General features: G+C 66.8%; 12 protein-coding genes and 1 pseudogene. 7 read left to right on the top strand and 6 right to left on the bottom strand.

Translation table 11 applies throughout. From position 1 onward, the window contains the following. Nucleotides 1-1,215, top strand: a pseudogene (locus ABD231_RS10400) (hypothetical protein); the annotation flags it as partial. A 1,895-nt stretch (nt 1,216-3,110) separates the two neighbouring features. Continuing rightward, on the top strand, nt 3,111-3,887 hold the full coding sequence (locus tag ABD231_RS10395; RefSeq protein ID WP_344148797.1) for a hypothetical protein: 777 nt from the start codon (nt 3,111-3,113) through the stop codon (nt 3,885-3,887). Here ABD231_RS10395 and ABD231_RS10390 read toward each other — a convergent pair. Further along, nucleotides 3,884-6,214, bottom strand: a complete 2,331-nt coding sequence (locus ABD231_RS10390; protein WP_344148794.1) for a hypothetical protein — start codon at nt 6,212-6,214, stop codon at nt 3,884-3,886. The genes ABD231_RS10395 and ABD231_RS10390 overlap by 4 nt on opposite strands. A 178-nt stretch (nt 6,215-6,392) precedes the next feature. Between ABD231_RS10390 and ABD231_RS10385 the strand changes: the two genes are divergently transcribed. The 5 genes from ABD231_RS10385 to ABD231_RS10365 are packed head-to-tail and all read left to right on the top strand — an operon-like array spanning nt 6,393 to nt 11,990. After that, complete coding sequence (locus ABD231_RS10385) at nt 6,393-7,439, top strand: LacI family DNA-binding transcriptional regulator (RefSeq protein ID WP_344148791.1); 1,047 nt, start codon at nt 6,393-6,395, stop codon at nt 7,437-7,439. Next, the gene (locus ABD231_RS10380) at nt 7,436-9,034 is read left to right on the top strand and encodes an FAD-dependent oxidoreductase (protein WP_344148788.1); all 1,599 of its coding nucleotides are present in this window, start codon (nt 7,436-7,438) and stop codon (nt 9,032-9,034) included. The genes ABD231_RS10385 and ABD231_RS10380 overlap by 4 nt, the downstream gene beginning before the upstream one ends. Before the next feature lie 16 nt (nt 9,035-9,050). Beyond that, nucleotides 9,051-10,307 (top strand): ABC transporter substrate-binding protein, encoded by a 1,257-nt coding sequence (locus tag ABD231_RS10375; protein ID WP_344148785.1) that lies wholly within the window; start codon nt 9,051-9,053, stop codon nt 10,305-10,307. After that, complete coding sequence (locus ABD231_RS10370) at nt 10,307-11,182, top strand: carbohydrate ABC transporter permease (protein ID WP_344148782.1); 876 nt, start codon at nt 10,307-10,309, stop codon at nt 11,180-11,182. The genes ABD231_RS10375 and ABD231_RS10370 overlap by 1 nt, the downstream gene beginning before the upstream one ends. Then, the gene (locus tag ABD231_RS10365) at nt 11,172-11,990 is read left to right on the top strand and encodes a carbohydrate ABC transporter permease (RefSeq protein ID WP_344148779.1); all 819 of its coding nucleotides are present in this window, start codon (nt 11,172-11,174) and stop codon (nt 11,988-11,990) included. Before ABD231_RS10370 ends, ABD231_RS10365 begins: the two co-directional genes overlap by 11 nt. A 2-nt stretch (nt 11,991-11,992) precedes the next feature. Here the strand turns inward: ABD231_RS10365 and ABD231_RS10360 are convergent, their stop codons facing one another. From ABD231_RS10360 to ABD231_RS10340, 5 genes are all read right to left on the bottom strand, one after another. Next, on the bottom strand, nt 11,993-13,249 hold the full coding sequence (locus tag ABD231_RS10360) for a ferredoxin reductase domain-containing protein (RefSeq protein WP_344148776.1): 1,257 nt from the start codon (nt 13,247-13,249) through the stop codon (nt 11,993-11,995). 73 nt (nt 13,250-13,322) lie between these two features. Next, complete coding sequence (locus tag ABD231_RS10355) at nt 13,323-14,153, bottom strand: carbohydrate ABC transporter permease (RefSeq protein WP_344148774.1); 831 nt, start codon at nt 14,151-14,153, stop codon at nt 13,323-13,325. 2 nt (nt 14,154-14,155) lie between these two features. Beyond that, the gene (locus tag ABD231_RS10350) at nt 14,156-15,067 is read right to left on the bottom strand and encodes a carbohydrate ABC transporter permease (protein ID WP_344148771.1); all 912 of its coding nucleotides are present in this window, start codon (nt 15,065-15,067) and stop codon (nt 14,156-14,158) included. Continuing rightward, on the bottom strand, nt 15,064-16,557 hold the full coding sequence (locus ABD231_RS10345) for an ABC transporter substrate-binding protein (RefSeq protein WP_344148768.1): 1,494 nt from the start codon (nt 16,555-16,557) through the stop codon (nt 15,064-15,066). Before ABD231_RS10345 ends, ABD231_RS10350 begins: the two co-directional genes overlap by 4 nt. Then, entirely contained in the window at nt 16,557-17,573 is a 1,017-nt protein-coding gene (locus ABD231_RS10340; protein ID WP_344148765.1) for a Gfo/Idh/MocA family protein, read from the bottom strand. The genes ABD231_RS10345 and ABD231_RS10340 overlap by 1 nt, the downstream gene beginning before the upstream one ends. Nucleotides 17,574-17,585 lie beyond the last annotated feature (12 nt).

The raw sequence follows: 17,585 nt of genomic DNA, 5'->3' as shown, positions 1-17,585 counted from the left end.
GGCATCATCGCCGACCCGATCTTCGCCCAAGAACTCCTCACCCAAGCCCACCACCACCCCACCCCCTCCCCGGCACCGCATCCACCCGCCCCGCCCGCACCCACCGACGCGCCCGCTACCGCGCCCGTTGCTGCGCCGGTTGCCGCAGCCCCCGCCCCACCACCGGCTGCGTCTGCCTCGGACACCTCAACCCCGCAGCCCCCGGCATCACACGACGCCACGCCCGATCCCGGCGACTCCACCGCCGACACCTCCGCTCCGGAACCACCGGTCCCGAACACGGCTGCACCCACCGCGAACACGGCGACCGCGCACACCGGTGCCTCCCGTGCTGCAGCGACGCCCACGTCCACGCCCAACGCCCGCACTCAAAGCGCCGCGACGCCGGACGCTCCCGGGGGCGATGGATGGGTGGGTGATGACGAGCCTGTACCGGATGAGCCTGGCCCGGACGACGAAGCAGATCGAGACGCACCACACCCGAGCAACAGCGACCAACCCGATCCGCTCGACCACACAGACCGCCGACCCGGCCACCTCGCGGAACCCTTCCCCGCAGGCACAGCCCACGACCCCGACCACGGCGAGCCCATGGACGCAGCAGCACAACGCGCGCTCGCCAGCCGGCTCGCGCAGATCAAACACGACGCCTACGCCCGACTAGCCTCCATCCAGACCCCAGACACCCCCACGCGCCCAGGCACTCCCACACGCCCCGGGAAGACCGAGATCTACGTCCACCTCACCGACCACACACTCGCATCCGGCGACGGCGTGCTGCGCGCCGAAGAAATCGGCCCCCTACTGGCAACCCAGCTGAGCGAGCTGATCGGATACAGCCCCTACACCGTCAAGCCCGTCATCGACCTCAACCACGCAGTCTCAGTCAACTGCTACGAAGCCTCCGAACGCATCCGAGAACGCGTCAAACTCACCCACCCGGTCGAACTGTTCCCCTACGGCACCCGCGAAACCAACCACAGCATCGACCTGGACCACCTCGAGCCCTACAACCCACTCGGCCCACCAGGCCAGACGAACACACAAAACCTCGCCCCACTCGGCCGCTACGCCCACCGAGTGAAAACCCACGCCCGCGGCTGGAACGTCCGCCGCATCAACCCCACCACCCTCGAATGGACCACACCCCACGGCTTCGTCTTCCACGTCGACCCGACCGGCACCCACCGCGTCGTCCCCGGAAGCCAGGGCTAGAGGAGCAGCCCCCAGGCCGGCCAGTCAGGGCTCGCCTGCGCGGCATCCCGGAACCTAGCTGCCACAACCTCCGAAGAACCCGCAGGCACGGCCTCCGGATCCATCGGACGTCAAACGACGGAGGCTACGTCGGTCGGTAATTTTGGGGCGCTATTCGCGAAAAAAGTACCGGCCAACGCATCACGACGCTGCACACACGACGAGGCGCGGGGGTAGCGAGGCGCGGCGCGCTTTGGCGAGGCGCGGGGGTCGCGAGGCGCGGCGCGCTTTGGCGAGGCGCAGGGGTAGCGAGGTGGGGGGGTGAGGCGCGGCGTGGTTGGCGAGGCGGTGGGTGGTTTGGTGAGGCGCGGCGCGGTTTGGTGAGGCGCGGGGTGGTCTAGCTGCGGCAGGCAGCCGGGTCCGGAGGGCTTCGCGAGTAGCGACCAGTGCCTCCTCCCGCACCGCAACCACAGCCCGGTAACCCCAAGCGACCTGGAGCCACGGTCGACAACCTCGCCACCCACCTCAGCCACCGCGGCGCCCAGCCACCCTGTCTTTTTGGTCGGCCGGGAGCGGTGATCAGCCAGAGCGGACGTCCCCGGCCGAGTCCTTTCGCGCCTGTACCTCGACTCGACCGCCAACGGCGGCCGACAGAAACCAGAGGGTGCGCGCGTGGGTGGCTGGGCTGGTTGGCGAGGCCCGGCGACCGCGGCTGCGCGTCGTCTGGGGCTGACGGGCTGTGGCTGGGGTGCGTGATGCTCGAGGTCTTGCGTTAGTCGGAAATTCTTCGAGTCCAGGCGAGAAAGTACCTGCTAACGCGCGATCGGTAGTACGCGCGTGCGGTGAGGAGCCCGGCCAGCTGTTGGCCGGTGGCGAGTGATGTGGCCTGCTCGGGTGGGAGCGGGAACGGGCGCGCCGGTCTCTTTCCCGCACGGCAACTACAGCCCGTCAGCCCCAGGCGGTGTGGAGCCGCGGTCACCGACCGCACCATCTACCCCAGCCACCGTGGCGCCCGGCCACGCTGTCTTTTTAGTCGGCCGGGAGTGGCGATCAGCCAGAGCGGACGTATCCGGCCGAGTTCTTTCGGGCCTGTACCGCGACTCGACCGCCAAAAGGCGGCCGACAAAGCAAGAGGGCTGGCCAAGCGGGTGGCTGGGCTGGTTGGCGAGGTGTCGAGGCCCGGCGACCGCGGTTCCACGTTGTCTGGGGCTGACGGGCTGTGGCTGAGGCGCGTGATGCTCGAGTCTTTGCGTTAGCCGGTGGCGAGTGATGTGGCCTGCTCGGGTGGCAGCGGGCACGGGCGCGCCGGTCTCTTTCCCGCACGGCAACCACAGCCCGGTAACCCCAGGCGACGTGGAGCCGCGGTCACCGACCGCACCATCCACCTCAGCCACCGTGGCGCCCGGCCACGCTGTCTTTTTAGTCGGCCGGGAGTGGCGATCAGCCAGAGCGGACGTCCCCGGCCGAGTTCTTTCGGGCCTGTGCCCCGACTCGACCGCCAACGGCGGCCGACAGAAAACAGAGGGTGCGCCGCGCGGGTGGCTGGGCTGGTTGGCGAGGCCGACGACCGCGGCTCCACGTCGTCTGGGGCTGACGGGCTGTGGCTGAGGTGCGTGATGCTCGAGGTCTTGCGTTAGTCGGAAGATTTCCTAGGGGTCCAGGCGCTGATTTCGTTCCGACTAACGCGTCAGACACCCCCGACGACCCGAGAACGCGGGCCGGTAATCACCTTGAGACTCCACCAACCATCCGGACCCGACTGAAACGGTCGAACCGTGCTCAAGGTCGCCCCGACGACCGCACATTGAGCACCCCTCAACCACCTCCGACCCGCGCACACGGTTGACCCGTGCCCAACGTCGTACCGGCTTGTGGTGGGAGCTCTCGACTAGCCGGCCGAGTGGGAGGATGGGTGGATGAGCTGGCCCGCGATGGTTTGGATCGGTGGGGCGCCGGGGGCGGGGAAGTCGACGATTGCGCGGGAGCTCGCGCGGCGGATGGATCTGCCGTTGCATCCGATCGATCTGTGGACTTATGCGCATCTCGATCGGATGCCGCCGCTGCCGTCCTTGGCGGATCAGTTGGCGGAGGGGGCGGCGTACGCGGCCGAGGCCTTTGTGCGGGTGGCTCGGCTGCGGGTGGGGTTGGTGGTTGAGGACGTGCGCGGACGGGCGTTGGGTGCGGTGCCTGCGCTGGTTGAGGGGCCGCAGCTCTTCCCGTCGATGGCGGATGAGGTGCCGGCGGCGGTTTGGCTGGTACCGGATGGGGAACAGACGCGGCGCGCTCGCCAGCAGCGGTTGGAGCGAACGCCGGATCCTGACGGGCGTGCTCGACTCGAAGGTTTGCTGGCGCGAGACGCCGTACTGGCTGAGCGGGTGCGGCAGGAGGCTCGTGAGCACGGGCGGACGCTTGTCGAGGTGCCGGCCGAGCCTGACTGGCCGGAGATCGTTCGTGCTGTCGAGGATGTGCTTGGTACGCCGCCGCGTTTGGAGGCGGGGGCTGAGTTGCGACGGCAGCGGCAGTACGAGAACCAAGCGGCCTGCGTGCAGGGACGGTTGTGGCAGGCGGACATTGGGTTGGCCGAGTTGCCGCCCTTTCCGTTTGCCTGTGAGTGCGGCACTTCGGGGTGCGCGGCCGTCCGGGAAGGGACTCCCGACGAGTACGAGCAGCGCACCCCTTTGTTGGCTCACTAACAGCAGACTGCCAGGCGGTGGACGCCTCGCTTCGTTTGCGGGGTGAGGCCGTGGTAGATGCGGGGAGCGCCGTCGAGGGTGAGGGTTAGTCGGCCGTTGGTGGGGGAGAGGGGCTTGCTGCGGCCGATGGCGTCTACCTGGCGTACGGCGGTGGTGGCGGCGACTGTTAGTGCGGTCTTCGTGGGCCAGGGGTCTACCCAGGTTTCGGGGGCGGGGAAATGCCAGTCGGTACGTTGGCCGGTGGTGTTGAGGAGGTACCCGTCGGCGCGGTTCCAGAGGATGGTGATGGGCCCAGCGGGGGTGTCGAACCAGAGGCCGAAGGTCTTCGGGTCGGCGAAGGTGAGGCGGCCGCGGAAGGTGGCTTGGTCGAGGGTTCGGGCGGCGGTGGCGTAGGCGAGCAGCGACGGCTTCGGGCTGAGGTCGCGGTTCAGCAGGCCGAAGTGGTACTCGGTGTTGAGCGGGTCAGCGACCTGAGGCATCCCGAGGACGCTGTCGTAGAACTGGTACCAGCAGACGCACTTGATGCCTTCGGCCTTCGAGAGGGCCAGCGTGAGTAGGACGTTCTCGGCGGCGTGCCGGTAGGTGTCGTTCCACCAGCTGTTCGGGCGGGTCGGTGCGTAGGCCTCGGTCAGCCAGATCTCCTTCTGACCGTGTTGCGCCATCAGGGCCTTCAGCTGCTGCAGGCCACCGGCGAAGTTCCAGTACGTACCGTTCGGGCCGGCGTCTCCACCGGGCGGCGGTGCGTAGTCGGGAGTGAAGTTGCCGCGGCCGGGGTGGTAGGCGAACGCGTCGATGAGATCCCAGCCGCCGGCCGCGATGAAGTTCTCGACCCACTTCTTGTCCATGCCGGCCAGGCCGTTGTTCATCAGCTTGATCGTCGCGCCGGTCGCGGCCCGCCGGTTGAACACCGGCCGCAGTGCCTTGTCCAGGTACTCCGGGACCATCTCGCCGCTGGTGAACGGCCGGTTCAGCTCATTGCCCACCTCGAAATATCCAGCACCGGCACCAACAGCCGTCGCCAGACTGGTCGCCGCCCACGCCACGCCGTCCGCCTCCGGCTTCAAAGATGGCTGCAGCTCGATGTTGTGCCGCATCCCGCGCGCGTCGTACCGCGACGGCGGCAGCCCCGGACCGCCGTCGTACGCGATCCGCACCAGGTTGACCCCGATGCGCTGCCACAGATCCAGTACGGCGTCGCTGCTCGGCCTGAGCAGCCACGGGTAGTTGGCCATCCCGAACATGCTGTTCGCTCCAGCTTGATAGCTGTACGGCGGCAGCGTGGCGAGGTTCGTTCGCGCGAACGCCTCGTCAGCGCCGGAGCGGACCACGACCTCGGCCAGCGCGATCCCGGCAGCCGGAGCGGGCACGGTGAACGTGTGCTTCCAAGTCCCGGCCGCGGCGACAGTCCCGGGCACGGTCGAGGAAGCGAGTTGTACGCCGTCGAAGTCGCGCATCACGAGTTGCAGCTGGACGGACTTCGCCGCCGCGCCGCCGTTCGCGACCAGCGCGGTCAGCTGCATCGGCGCGCCCGGAGCGTCGTACAGATTGAAGTTCGCGTTGGTGGTCAGTTCGAGCCCGAGTTCATCACCGTGGCCGATGGTGGCGGTCGCCGACGGCCTGGTGTCGGAGAAGAAGAAGTCGGCCCGGCTGGTCCAGCCGCCAGCCGGATCGGCGACGCCGGGCGCGTGGACCCAGGTGGCATTCGTGAAGGCCTGCTTCGACTTCTCGAGCAGGAACAGGCCGTACTTATCAGTCCACGCCGAGGTGTGCGCGACCCCGACGGTCTCCTCGTACGGGATACCGCCGCGCGCATCGCGGACCCATTCGGTGACCGCGATGTAGTCGGAGGTGGCCGTCCCCTGGATTGCCCGGCTGAACGAAAAGCCGTCCGGGACCAGGGAGCTTGGGCCGGTGATCCGCCATTCCAGTACGGCGTGATTCGTGGCAACGGTGAACCACCCGACCACCGTGATGGCGGCATCGAAGGTGTAGGCCATCCGGATCGCCGGTGTGCCATCGGGCAACGCGCTCAGTGTCGGAGTACCGCCGGTGGAGGTGTGGGTGACGCTCGGGTCGTCGCCCACCTTCGTCTTGACCTCGAACTTGGAACCGACGGATCGCGTGACGCCACCAGAGTCACGGATCGCGAGTCGACCGCCCGGACTGGCCAGCAGGCTGATGCCGCCGGCGGTCAGGGTGACGTCACCGGCCGCGGCGAACGCGGTGATCGGAGTTGCTTCGGCGGCTAGCACGACACCGGCGGCCAAGGCCGAACCAAGGAACCGGCGGCGGCTCGTGCGGAAGAGTCGAGGTTCCGGAGAGGTCATCGTCAGCTCCTTGGTTCGGCGGCTGGCGTGCAGATCAACCTGATAATGCGTATCTGCACGCCATTGCCGAGGACCGTCTCAAGCGGATCGCGTGTCTGTCAAGAGGGTGTTGCGCTTTCGCGAGGATCGCCTTAGGGTCGTGGCAATCCACTGCAGATACGCATTATCAGGAGAGCGAATGCCATCGAAGCCTCGCCGGGTGACCCAGCGCGAGATCGCCGAGCTCGCGGGCGTCAGCCAGACCACCGTATCGGTGGTGCTGAACGATCGCGACGGCAAGAACGTGCGGATCCCGGCCGAGACCCGGGCGCGGGTGAAGGCGGCGATCGAGGAGCTCACCTATGTCGCCGACCCGGCCGCGCGCCGGCTGGCCGGGCTGGACAACCAGATCATCGGCCTGTTCACGTACGAGGCCGCGTTGTCGCCCGAGAGCATGGACTTCTACGGCCCGCTGCTCAATGGGTTGGAGCGCGCCGCCGAGCAGGTCGGCTGGGATCTGCTGTTCTTCACGTCCTCACCGGTCGAGAACGGCACCCGCAGTCTCTTCCACCGCAAGACCCGCCTGCGGCTGACTGATGGCTGCGTGCTGCTCGGTCAGCAGATGGTCGCGTCCGAGTTGGAGCGGCTGGTCGCCGAGCAGTTCCCGTTCGTGGCGATCGGACGCCGGGACGAGACCGCGGCCGCCGTACCGTATGTCGCGATCGACTACGTCACGCCGGCCAACGAGCTGATGGACCAAGCAGTTGCCCACGGCCACCAACAGGCGCTGTACGTGCACCGCGGTACCGATACGCCGACCGCGCGCGACCGCCGGCTCGCGGTGGAGGCGGCGTCCGCGGAAGGGCGGTTGTCGTTCCTGCTGGTTGGTGAGGAGCGCATCCCCGAGCTGCCGCGACTGGCTCAGGCGACTGGCGCGACGGTGATCCTGGGCGAGGATGCCTTCCTGACCGAGGATGTCGTGCACTCGCTGACCGCGGCCGGCATCGGCGTACCGGATGAGATCTCGGTGGCAGCTTTGGCCGAGGTGCGCGGGCATCGCGTCGAGGGACGCGCGCTGGCCGGGTTCCACGTGCCTAGGGAACGACTTGCCGCCGAGGCGCTCGACCTCTTGCAGCTGCTCATCGCGACGGATCCGAGTGAGTGGCACACGCTGGAGATCCGGCGACTGCTGGTGGCCGAGGTGCGATCCAGCGAGACGATCGTCCCGCGGAAGGCCCAGGCGTGACGCGGCGGATCACTACCGACGTGGCGATTGTCGGCGGCGGTCTCGGGGCGGTCGCTGCTGCGCTCGCGTTGCTGCAGCGTGGTCGGCGCGTGGTGCTGACCGAGGAGTACGCGTGGCTCGGTGGTCAGTTGACCTCGCAGGCCGTGCCGCCCGATGAGCACATCTGGGTCGAGCAGTTCGGCATCACCGCCCGCTACCGCGCCCTGCGCGACGACATCCGCAAGTACTACCGCGACCACTACCCGCTGTCCGCGTCCGCCCGGATCGACCGCGAGCTCAATCCGGGCCGCGGCCGGGTCAGCAAGCTCTGCCACGAACCGCGGGTCGCGAACGCCGTGATCACTGCGCAACTGGCGCCGTACCGATCGACCGGCCGCTTGACCGTCCTGCAGCCAGTGGTTCCGGTCTCCGCCGAGATGAGCGGTACGTCGGTCCGTGTCGTCACGGTCGCCGACCTGCGGACCGGGGCCGAGACCGAGCTTGCGGCCGAGTTCTTCGTGGACGGGACCGAGACCGGCGACTTGCTGCCGATGACCGGTACGGCGTTCGTCGTCGGAGCCGAGAGTCGCGCGGACACTGGTGAGCCGAGTGCCGCCGAGGTCGCCGATCCGGGCAACGTGCAGTCGATCGCGTGGTGTTTCGCCTTCGATCACGTGGCCGGCGACCAGACGATCGAGCGGCCGGTTGACTACGACTACTGGCGTTCGTTCGAGCTGCCGTACTGGGGCGCACCGATGCTGTCGTTCACCGCGCCGAACCCGCGCACCCTGGTCCCAGAGGACCGGACCATGAACGTCAACCCGGAGCGCGATGTGACCGGGGATCCGCGGTTCGATCCGGGCGACCGGGATCTGTGGCTGTTCCGGCGGATCGCGGCTCGGAGTACGTTCGCGGACGGGTTCTACGACAGTGACATCGTGCTGGCGAACTGGCCGCAGCTCGACTATGTCGGCGGCTCGATCATCGACTTCGAGGACCGTGCGGTGCACCTGGCCGCCGCCAAGGCGCAGTCGCGGGCCTACGTCTATTGGTTGCAGACCGAGGCGCCGCGTCCGGATGGCGGCCGTGGCTGGTCCGGACTCCGGTTGCGGCCAGATGTGGTCGGGACGGATGACGGGTTCGCGCAGGCGCCGTACATCCGAGAATCCCGGCGGATCAAGGCGATCAGCACGGTTCGCGAACAGGATGTATCGATCAAGGTCCGCGGGTACGATGGTCCGGCGCGGTTCGAGGGGTCGGTCGGGGTCGGGATGTACCGGATCGACCTGCACCCGTCCACCGGTGGCGACAACTACATCGACGTCGACTGTGCGCCGTTCGAGATCCCGCTCGGTGCGCTGGTCCCGGTCGCGACCCAGAACCTGTTGCCTGCAGCAAAGAACATCGGTACGACGCATATCACCAACGGTGCTTACCGGCTGCACCCGGTCGAGTGGAACATCGGCGAGTCCACCGGGGAACTCGCCGCGTTCTGCCTCGACCACGGGATCAGTCCGCAGCAGCTCGCGGCCGACCCGGCCCAGATCGAGCAGCTCCAGCGCCGGCTGACCGAGGCCGGAGTCGAACTCCACTGGCCGGAAGTCGCCGGTTACTAGACTCGAAGGAGCCTTCATGACCACTGCACGAAAGTTGGTCGCCTTGGTGGCGACTCTCGCCCTCGCAGGTTGCGGAGCACCCGCGGCCGAGACGGCGAACAAGGCGGCCGACGCGAAACTGCGGATGACGGTCTGGACCTCGAACGAGGCTCAGCTGAAGCTGCTCAACTCGATCGCCGACGCGTACCGGGCCGAGCACCCGAAGGTCAGCTCGATCACGTTCGAGAGCCTCCCGTTCGCCGACTACAACACGACGCTGACGACTCAGATCGCCGGTGGCAACGCACCCGACCTGGCCTGGATGGGCGACATCTCGCAAGACCTGATCGCCGCCGACGCGCTGGTCGGGCTGACCGATCCGCTGAAGGCGACCGCGGGCTGGAAGTACGACGACCTGGTGGACAGCGCGGCCAAGGAGTTCAGCAAAGACGGCACGCTCTACGCGTATCCGTTCTCGAACTCGCCGTTCGCGCTGTATGTGAACACCGACCTGCTGGCGAAGGCCGGGCAGAAGATCGACCCGGCCAAACTGACCTGGGACCAGGTCGCAGCCGCCGGTGCCGCGGTCCACGCCAAGACCGGGAAGGCCGGCTTCGTCGTCCGCGACTTCGACTACAAAGCCTGGAATACGCTGGCCACGGTCTGGACCGGGTGGGGAGCGTCGGCGTGGAGCGCGGACGGCAAGACCTGCACGTTCGCGAGCCCGGAGATGCAGCAGGCGTTCACGTTCCTGCACGACGCCGCCTTCAAGACCAAGGCGATGCCGGGGCCTGGCGTGACGGCCGACTTCTTCGCTGGAGACGCAGCCTTCACCGTCGCGCAGGTGTCCCGCGCCTCGCTGCTGACCGGGTCGTTCAAGTTCGCTCTGCACCCGCTGCCGGCCGGACCGAAGGGCAGGTACGCCGTGATCGGGCAGGCCGGTGTTGGTGTGCTTGCCTCCAGCAAGCAACGCGACCAGGCCGTCGACTTCCTGGCCTACCTGTCGAATCCGGAGAATGCCGCGAAGCTGGCGCAGTTCTTCCCGCCGCCACGCAAGTCGCTGCTGACCGGCCCACAACTTGCCGCGAACAACAAGGTGCTCAATGCCGCCCAACTGCAGGCTGCGGTCGTCGACCAACTGCCGAACGCCGTCACGCTGCCGAACCACACCAACCCGGCCGAGATCGCCCAGAAGGGCAAGACCGCGCTGGACGCGCTGTGGACACCGGACGCCGACATCCCCGCCGTACTGAAGTCGGTTTGTACGGCGATCCAACCCGTCCTGGACAAGTGATGTCGTACTGGACCATCCGGCGCCGCGATGTCCTGACCGGGTATGTGTTCATCCTTCCGCAGTTGGCCGGGGTCGCGTTGTTCGTGCTGCTGCCGGTCGGGATGGCGATCTGGTACAGCCTGAACGACTGGAATGTGTTCACCGGTCAGCAGACGTTCGTCGGTGCCGCAAACTATGCGGCGCTGGCGGATGATCCGCAGTTGCCGAAGGTGCTGCTGGCAACCACCCTGTTCTCCGGTGGAGTCGTCGTACTCAACATCGCGCTGGGGTTGTTGATCGCCGTACTGCTGAACCGGAAGTTCCGTGGGGTGACGTTCTTCCGGACGTTGTTCTTCTCGCCCGTCGTCGTGTCGGTGGTCGCGTGGACGCTGGTCTGGGGATTCCTGCTGCAGGACAACGGCGCGATCAACGGTCTGTTCGGCGGCGGTCCGAACTGGTTGCAGCACGGCGACACCGCGATGATCTCGGTGATCTTCACCCAGGTGGTGCGCAGTGTCGGGGTGAACATGGTGCTGTTCCTGGCCGCGCTGCAGGGGGTGCCGGGGGAGTTGTACGAGGCGGCGCGGATCGATGGTGCGAGCAACCGATCGGTGTTCAGCCGGATCACGTTGCCGCTGATCTCGCCGACGATTCTGCTGACGGTGATCGTGACGATCGTCGGCGCACTGCAGTCGTTCGCGCAGATCGCCGTACTGACGGCAGGTGGGCCGGAGCTGTCGACGACCGTGCTCGTGTACTACGTGTTCCAGCAGGCCTTCAAGTTCAACGACATCGGGTACGGCTCGACGCTGGCGCTGATGCTGTTGAGCTTCGTGATGGTGCTGACCTTGCTGCAATGGCAGCTGCGCCGGAAATGGGTGTTCTATGAGGAGTAGGCGCGTACTACTCGTGCTGGCGCTGGCCGTGCTGGCGATCCCGTTCGTGGTGCCGACGGTCTGGATGGTTGCCGCGTCGGTCAAACCGTTGCCGGAGATCTTCGCGCTGTCGCCGTGGACCAAGAATCCGACACTGGCGGCGTACGGCGAAGCGTTCAGCTTCCAGCCGTTTGCTCGGCAATACGTGAACAGCGTCTATATCGCCGTACTGGTCACGCTGATCACGCTGGTGGTGTCGGCGCTGGGTGGGTACGCGTTCGCGCGGATCCGGTTTCCCGGGGCGAACGCGTTGTTCCTCGTCGTACTGACTGGGCTGCTGGTGCCGAGTGAGGTGACGATCGTGCCGTTGTTCCAGCTGTTCAAACGGGCCGGGATGATCAACACGCACTGGCCGCTGATCCTGGTCACCGCGCTGGCGGCGCCGTGTGTGCTGGCGACGTTCATCATGCGGCAGTTCTTCATCGCGCTCCCGGTGGAGCTCGAGGAGGCGGCCCGGCTGGACGGACTCGGCCGGCCCGGGATCTGGCTCCGGATCTGCCTGCCGCTGGCCAAGCCGGCGCTGTCCGCGGTCGCGATCCTGACCTTCCTCGCCTCCTGGAACCTGTACCTCGAGCCGACCGTGTACATCACCTCGCCGGAGCTGTTCACGCTGCCGCAGGCGCTCACCCGGTTCACCGACGCCTACGGCGGCCAGATGTGGAACACCCAGCTCGCCGCCGCGACGATGACCGTGCTGCCGATGCTGGTCGTCTTCGTCCTCGCCCAGCGTCAGTTCGTGGAAGGGCTCGCGCACTCCGGTCTCAAGTGATGTCAGGAGTCCCAGATCGGTCCCAGGGCTGGGATTCCGAGCCGCTCCATCCCGTGCACCACCGACCAGGTCACCTTCCGGTTCGACACGCAGATGACGGCCTCGGCGTTCGAGGATTCGTACGCCGAGTAGGCCAGCTTCACCATGTCGGGTTTGCCGTTGGCATCGGTGTCCCAGATGATCGCGTCGGGCTGGGCGGCGAGGATCTCGTCGACCAGCGACTGCCCGTAGGTCTTCACCGGGTTGCGGGTGACCCAGACGAGCTGCATCGGCACCCGGTTGGCGAGGATGTGGGCCAGAACTGGACCGATCCCGCTACCGGTCACGACGTACACGACTCGGTTGAAGACGCTGCCGTAGTTGGCCATTCCAGCGGTCGAGATCCCGCGCACCCAGATGTGCGACGGTGGGTTGTCGATGAAGTCGCTGGTCCAGTCACCGGCTCGCGAGATCGCCATCCGGAACCCCGGCGCGCCGGGCGTCGGGATCACCGCGAAGCTGTGCCACTGCTGCAGCGGGTGCCGGGCGATCGCCCGCGTCGAACCTGCCATCGGCCGAAAGCGGTTGCTGCTCACCAGTGCGACGTGTGACGACGGCCGGATCACGTCGACCGGGATCCGCCGCAACATCGTCCACGGGAGCAGCGAGCTGGCCGTGGTGATGGTCAGCACGATGATCGTCGAGGCACTGCCGAGCTGGACCGCGCTGATCCAGAACAGCCCAGATAGTGTCCATCCGCCGAACCGGTGCATGCGCTCGAAGAGGTCGTGATGCTCGGCACGGAACTTCGGCCGCGATGTCATCACGATCCCGAGCAGGAGCAGCGATTGCAGGCAGTACGTCAGCTGCAGGGCAGCGTCGACCTGGCCGATCGCCACCACGGTTAGCGCCCAGAACCACAGGGTCCCGCAGATCGCGCCGCCAACGTGCAACCCGCCGAGATGGTAGCCCTTGGCAAGCGTCCAGCGCAGCTTGAGCGGCCACGACTTCGGTGCCCGCATCACCAGCTTGCACAACGCATTCACGAAGAACTGCTGGCGGATCAGAATGCCCAGTGCGAAGTTGATCTGGGCAATCAATGCGACATTAACGACCGAGCCCCACCAGTGGTTCCCGAGGCCGATCCCGAGCAGGATCGCGTTGCTGAGAACGACGAGCAGCGTCAGTCGATGACTCTGCATCAGTCGTGGATGCTTGAGAATCCGCCGTGCCGCCGGCAGTTCCTCCGGTAATTGGACATGCGTCAGTACCGCGCTCATCGAAATTCCCCCAGAATTTCACGTCACCCCGTTGGTAACCCGTGAGACGTGAGGCTGTGCGGGAAAGTTCGGTTCAGTCCTTCACCGCTCCGGATAGGCCCTCGATGAAGTAGCGCTGGAAGAAGAGGAAGACTGCAACGATCGGGACCATCGACAGGGTGACGGCGGCGGCGAAGCCGGACAGGTCGACGCTGTACTGCTGGGTGAAGGCGCGCAGCCCGACCGAGACCGTGCGCAGGTCGGGATCGCCGAGGGTGAAGATCAGCGGGACGAAGTACTCCTGCCAGCTGGAAGTGAAGCCGAGGATCGCAGTTGTCGCGATGATGGGCTTGGCCAGCGGGAAGATCAGCCGGAAGGTGCGGAAGAAGCCGGCACCGTCGATTGCGGCCGCATCGAACAGCTCCTGGGGGATCGCGCCGAAGTAACCGCGGAACAGCAGCGTGCTGAAACCGACGCCGCCGGTGAGGGCGAGCAGGACACCCCAGACGGTGTTGAGCAGACCGATCGTCTGGATCAGCTCGAACACCGGCAGCACACTCGTTGCCGTCGGCATGAACAGGAAGGCGAGGATCATCATCCCGATCAGGCGGCTGCCGGGGAACTTGTAGCGGGCGAGCGTGTAGCCCGCGAGGGCCGCGGACATCACGGTGAGCGCGGTGCTCGCCGTACTGTAGAAGACCGAGTTGAAGAGATACCGGCTGAAGTTCGCGGTGGTCCAGGCGCGGCCGTAGTTCTCGGTCGTCCAGTGCTCGGGCCAGAGCTTGGAGCCTGCCGTGTACATCTCGTTGGAGGACTTGAACGACGAGAACACCGGCCACAGGAACGGGTAGAGGTAGATGAAGGAGACGACCAGCAGTACGACGACCAGCAGGACCGAGCGTGGAGTCCATCGTTGGGTGCGCATGACTAGACCCCGTATTCCTTCCGCTTGAGTTGCGCCCGGCCGACCAGCTTGCCGACGACCGCGTACACGATCAGCACGGTGATTCCGAACACGAAGGCCGCGGCACTCGACGTACCGAACTGTGGCCGGGCCTGGGTGAAGGCCATCTCGTAGACGTAGTAGTTGATGACATAGGTGTCGGTGCCCGGGCCGCCCGAGGTCAGGATCTGGATCCAGTCGAAGATGCCGAGCGACCAGATCAGGCCAAGGGACGCGATCACGACGCCCATCGGCCGGACAAGCGGCAGGGTGATGTGCCACAGCCGCTGCAGCGCGCCGGCGCCGTCGACCTCGGCGGCCTCCAGCAGGTTCCGCGGTACCAGCTGGAGGGCCGCCATCCAGAAGATCACGTACTGGCCCATGATCTGCCAGGTCGAGATGACCGCGATCGTGCTGAACGCGATCGGTCCGGACCGGAGGAAGTCGACCGGCTGGTCGACCAGGTGCAGGGTGGTGAGCAGGTGGTCGATCGCTCCGTCGGAGGGACTGAGCAGGTAGTAGAAGACCATGGCCACGATCGACGCCGGCATCAGCCAGGGCAGGAAGAACACGGTCCGGAAGAACGCCGGCCAGCGCAGCCACGGACGGGTCAGCAGCAGCGCGATCAGGAAGGACAGCGGCAGCTTGATCAGCGTCTGCCCGATCGTGAACGCCCAGGTGTTGGCGTACGCCTTGCCGAACAGCGGGTCGGTGAGGACGGTCTTGTAGTTGTCCAGGCCGACGTTCGGTGAGTCGCCGAGGGCGCCGATCCCGTCGAAGTCGTGCAGGCTGAACTGCACGGTCCGGACCAGCGGCCAGACCGTGAAGGCCAGGAACAGCAGGATGAACGGGACCATCACGAGGTAGATCCAGCCGACGTCGCTCCGGCGCGTCATTTGGTGAACTTGAACGGGGTCAGGCCGTCCCAGTCAGGTTCGGCGTAGCAGTCCGTGGAGACCTTGAGCCCGGAAGCGGCCTCCTTGCTGAGCTGGGCCTCGAAGACCTTGTTCTGCTTGTCCTCAATGCCCTTGGCCAGTGCGGGCCAGTCGCCGCCGCTCTGCAGGTACTTGTTCACCGTGCTGTAGACGAGGTTCTCCTGGATCCGGTCGACCTTGCTCATCGCTTCGGACTTGGCGAGATCCGGGCACTTCAGCGCCGGAACCGGAGCGAGGACGTGCACCTTCGGGTCGAGCGGCAGTAGCTCGCGGGCCAGGTTCTCCTTCGGCAGCCACTTGGCGGCGTCGGCCGGGTCGATCCAGGGGAGCAGGTCGAAGCCCTTGGCGGTGAAGTGTTCCGAGAACCAACCCTTCGGCCGGGTCATCCACTCCAGGAACTGGGTCGCTTCCTTCGGGTGCTTGCTCTGCGAGCTGATGAACAGTTCGGGCAACGGCGGTCCCTGGGCGATCCGGCCGGCGTACCCGTCCGGTGCGGCGGTGGTCTTGGCCGGCGGCAGCGCGACCCCGAAGTTCTTGAACTTGAAGGTCTGCGGGAAGACCGACGACATCCAGCCGCCGTCAAAGTAGAACGCGGCCTTGCCGCCGACGACGGCCTGGCGGGCGGCGATCTTATCGTACTGGCCGGGGAAGACGTACTGCTGCTCGTACAAGGAGCGGATGTACTGCAGGGCCTCGACGAACTGCGGATCGGACGTCTCGGTGAACTTGCCGGACTGCAGGGAGACCTTGGTCGGCGTGTAGCCCTTCTTGTTCACTCCGACGAAGGTCGTGAGCAGTCGCTCGATCTCGTCCGGACCCTGCGTCGACTGGGCCAGACAGCTCGCCCCGGCCTTGTCCTTGATCGCCTGGCAGGCGGCGGTGAACTCGGCCCAGGTTGCCGGCAGCTTGCCGGTCAGGCCGGCCTTGGCGATCACGTCCTTGTTGAAGTACATGTAGCCGAAGCCGATCGTGCCGGTCGCGGGCGGCCGGGGAGTGGTGTAGATCTTGCCGCCCTGGCTGTAGATCGGCTCCATCAGGTTCGAGGTGTCGCGGAAGCGGGAGCGGAAGTCGGCCGGGAGCACCGAGTCGTCCAGCGGCGCGGCCCACTTGTTGCCGATGACATCGGCCAGTTCGAAGTACGCACCGGCGGCCGGCCAGGTGTAGGTGAAGATGTCGGGGGAGTTCTTGCTCCGGAAGCTCAGCGGCAGCGCCTGCTTGTAGTCGGCCTCGGCCAGCTCCTCGGGGACGACGTTGATGTTCGGGAACTCCTTGCGGAACTCGGCCGCGGCCTCCTGGTAGAACTCGAGCCGCTCCTGGCTGTAGCCCTGCCACTTGATGGTAACGACACCATCCTTGGTCTCCGGCTTGCTCCCAGTGCTGTTGCAGGCCGCCAGAGTGGCCAGGGCGAGCCCGGCGGCCAGCGCCGCCCGCGTGATCCGGTTGAGGTTCATCAGTACTCCGTTCGCTGCAGGGATCGATCGGCGGCCGAGTCGTAGGCAGCCTGGACGGCGGCGATGACCGACAGGCCGTAGTCGCCGGTGACGCTCGGGGGCTCGCCCCCGGTGAAATCGGCGAGCTGGTCGCGGAAGGCGGTCACGATCTCGTCGTGGCCGGTCCGCTCCCGGAGATGGACGGACTCACCGTCGTGGAACATCCACAGCCCACCGGTGTGGGACAGACGCAGAGCGCCGTACTCGCAGATCACCTCGGTCTCGTCCTGCGGAGGCAGGCCGGTGCTGGTGATCGAGAACGCCAGCTGGGTGCCGCCCGACAGTTCCATCACGCCGGAGGCGTCGGTCTCGACGGCGATCCCGGGCCGCCGCCAGGTCCGGGCGTTCACCGCGACGACCTTCTCGCCGGTCAGCACCTGCGCCTTGTCGATGCTGTGGCCGCCGATGTTCATCAGGATTCCGCCACCGGCCAGCTCGGGATCGAAGAACCAGGCTGGGCGGGAGTCGGGGTCGTACCGGACAGCACGCCGCTCGGTGATCAGCAACGGGCGACCGAGTTGCCCGGAGCGCAGAATATCGCGCGCCTGCCGGACCGCCGGGACAAATCGCTGCAGATTACCGATGGCCAGTCGGACACTGGCATCGGCGCAGACTTTGATCATTTTCCGGCAATCGGCCACGGCGGTGGCCATCGGCTTTTCCATCAGCACGTGCAGCCCCGCGGCCGCCGCGTCCTCGGCCATCGGGGTGTGCAGCGAATGCGGTGAGGTGATCACGACGGCATCGAGGTTGCCGGAAGCAAACATCGCCCGGTGATCGCCGTACACGCTGGCGTTCAGCGGTACGGCGAGTGCTTCGGCGGGCTCCCGTCGTACGTCGCAGATCGCCGTGATCGCGATCCCGGGAAGCCCTGCCGCGGCCTCGGCGTACACCGCGGCGACGCTGCCGGCGCCGACCAGTCCGAGGCGAATTTCATTCCCTGTGAAGAATGAATTCAGTCCATTCTCTGCCGTCATGCCTGGGAGTTT

The organism is Kribbella yunnanensis (genome assembly GCF_039529655.1).
Lineage (GTDB): Bacteria > Actinomycetota > Actinomycetes > Propionibacteriales > Kribbellaceae > Kribbella > Kribbella yunnanensis.
The sequence above is the reverse complement of the archived record's forward strand: the minus strand, read 5'-3'. Positions and strand labels throughout refer to the sequence as shown.

Coding starts and splice junctions, on each gene's coding strand:
- ABD231_RS10360 (WP_344148776.1), bottom strand. CDS start 13,249: ATGAGCGCGGTACTGACGCATGTCCAATTACCGGAGGAACTGCCGGCG.
- ABD231_RS10390 (WP_344148794.1), bottom strand. CDS start 6,214: ATGACCTCTCCGGAACCTCGACTCTTCCGCACGAGCCGCCGCCGGTTC.
- ABD231_RS10340 (WP_344148765.1), bottom strand. CDS start 17,573: ATGACGGCAGAGAATGGACTGAATTCATTCTTCACAGGGAATGAAATT.
- ABD231_RS10350 (WP_344148771.1), bottom strand. CDS start 15,067: ATGACGCGCCGGAGCGACGTCGGCTGGATCTACCTCGTGATGGTCCCG.
- ABD231_RS10355 (WP_344148774.1), bottom strand. CDS start 14,153: ATGCGCACCCAACGATGGACTCCACGCTCGGTCCTGCTGGTCGTCGTA.
- ABD231_RS10395 (WP_344148797.1), top strand. CDS start 3,111: ATGAGCTGGCCCGCGATGGTTTGGATCGGTGGGGCGCCGGGGGCGGGG.
- ABD231_RS10385 (WP_344148791.1), top strand. CDS start 6,393: ATGCCATCGAAGCCTCGCCGGGTGACCCAGCGCGAGATCGCCGAGCTC.
- ABD231_RS10345 (WP_344148768.1), bottom strand. CDS start 16,557: ATGAACCTCAACCGGATCACGCGGGCGGCGCTGGCCGCCGGGCTCGCC.
- ABD231_RS10365 (WP_344148779.1), top strand. CDS start 11,172: ATGAGGAGTAGGCGCGTACTACTCGTGCTGGCGCTGGCCGTGCTGGCG.
- ABD231_RS10375 (WP_344148785.1), top strand. CDS start 9,051: ATGACCACTGCACGAAAGTTGGTCGCCTTGGTGGCGACTCTCGCCCTC.
- ABD231_RS10370 (WP_344148782.1), top strand. CDS start 10,307: ATGTCGTACTGGACCATCCGGCGCCGCGATGTCCTGACCGGGTATGTG.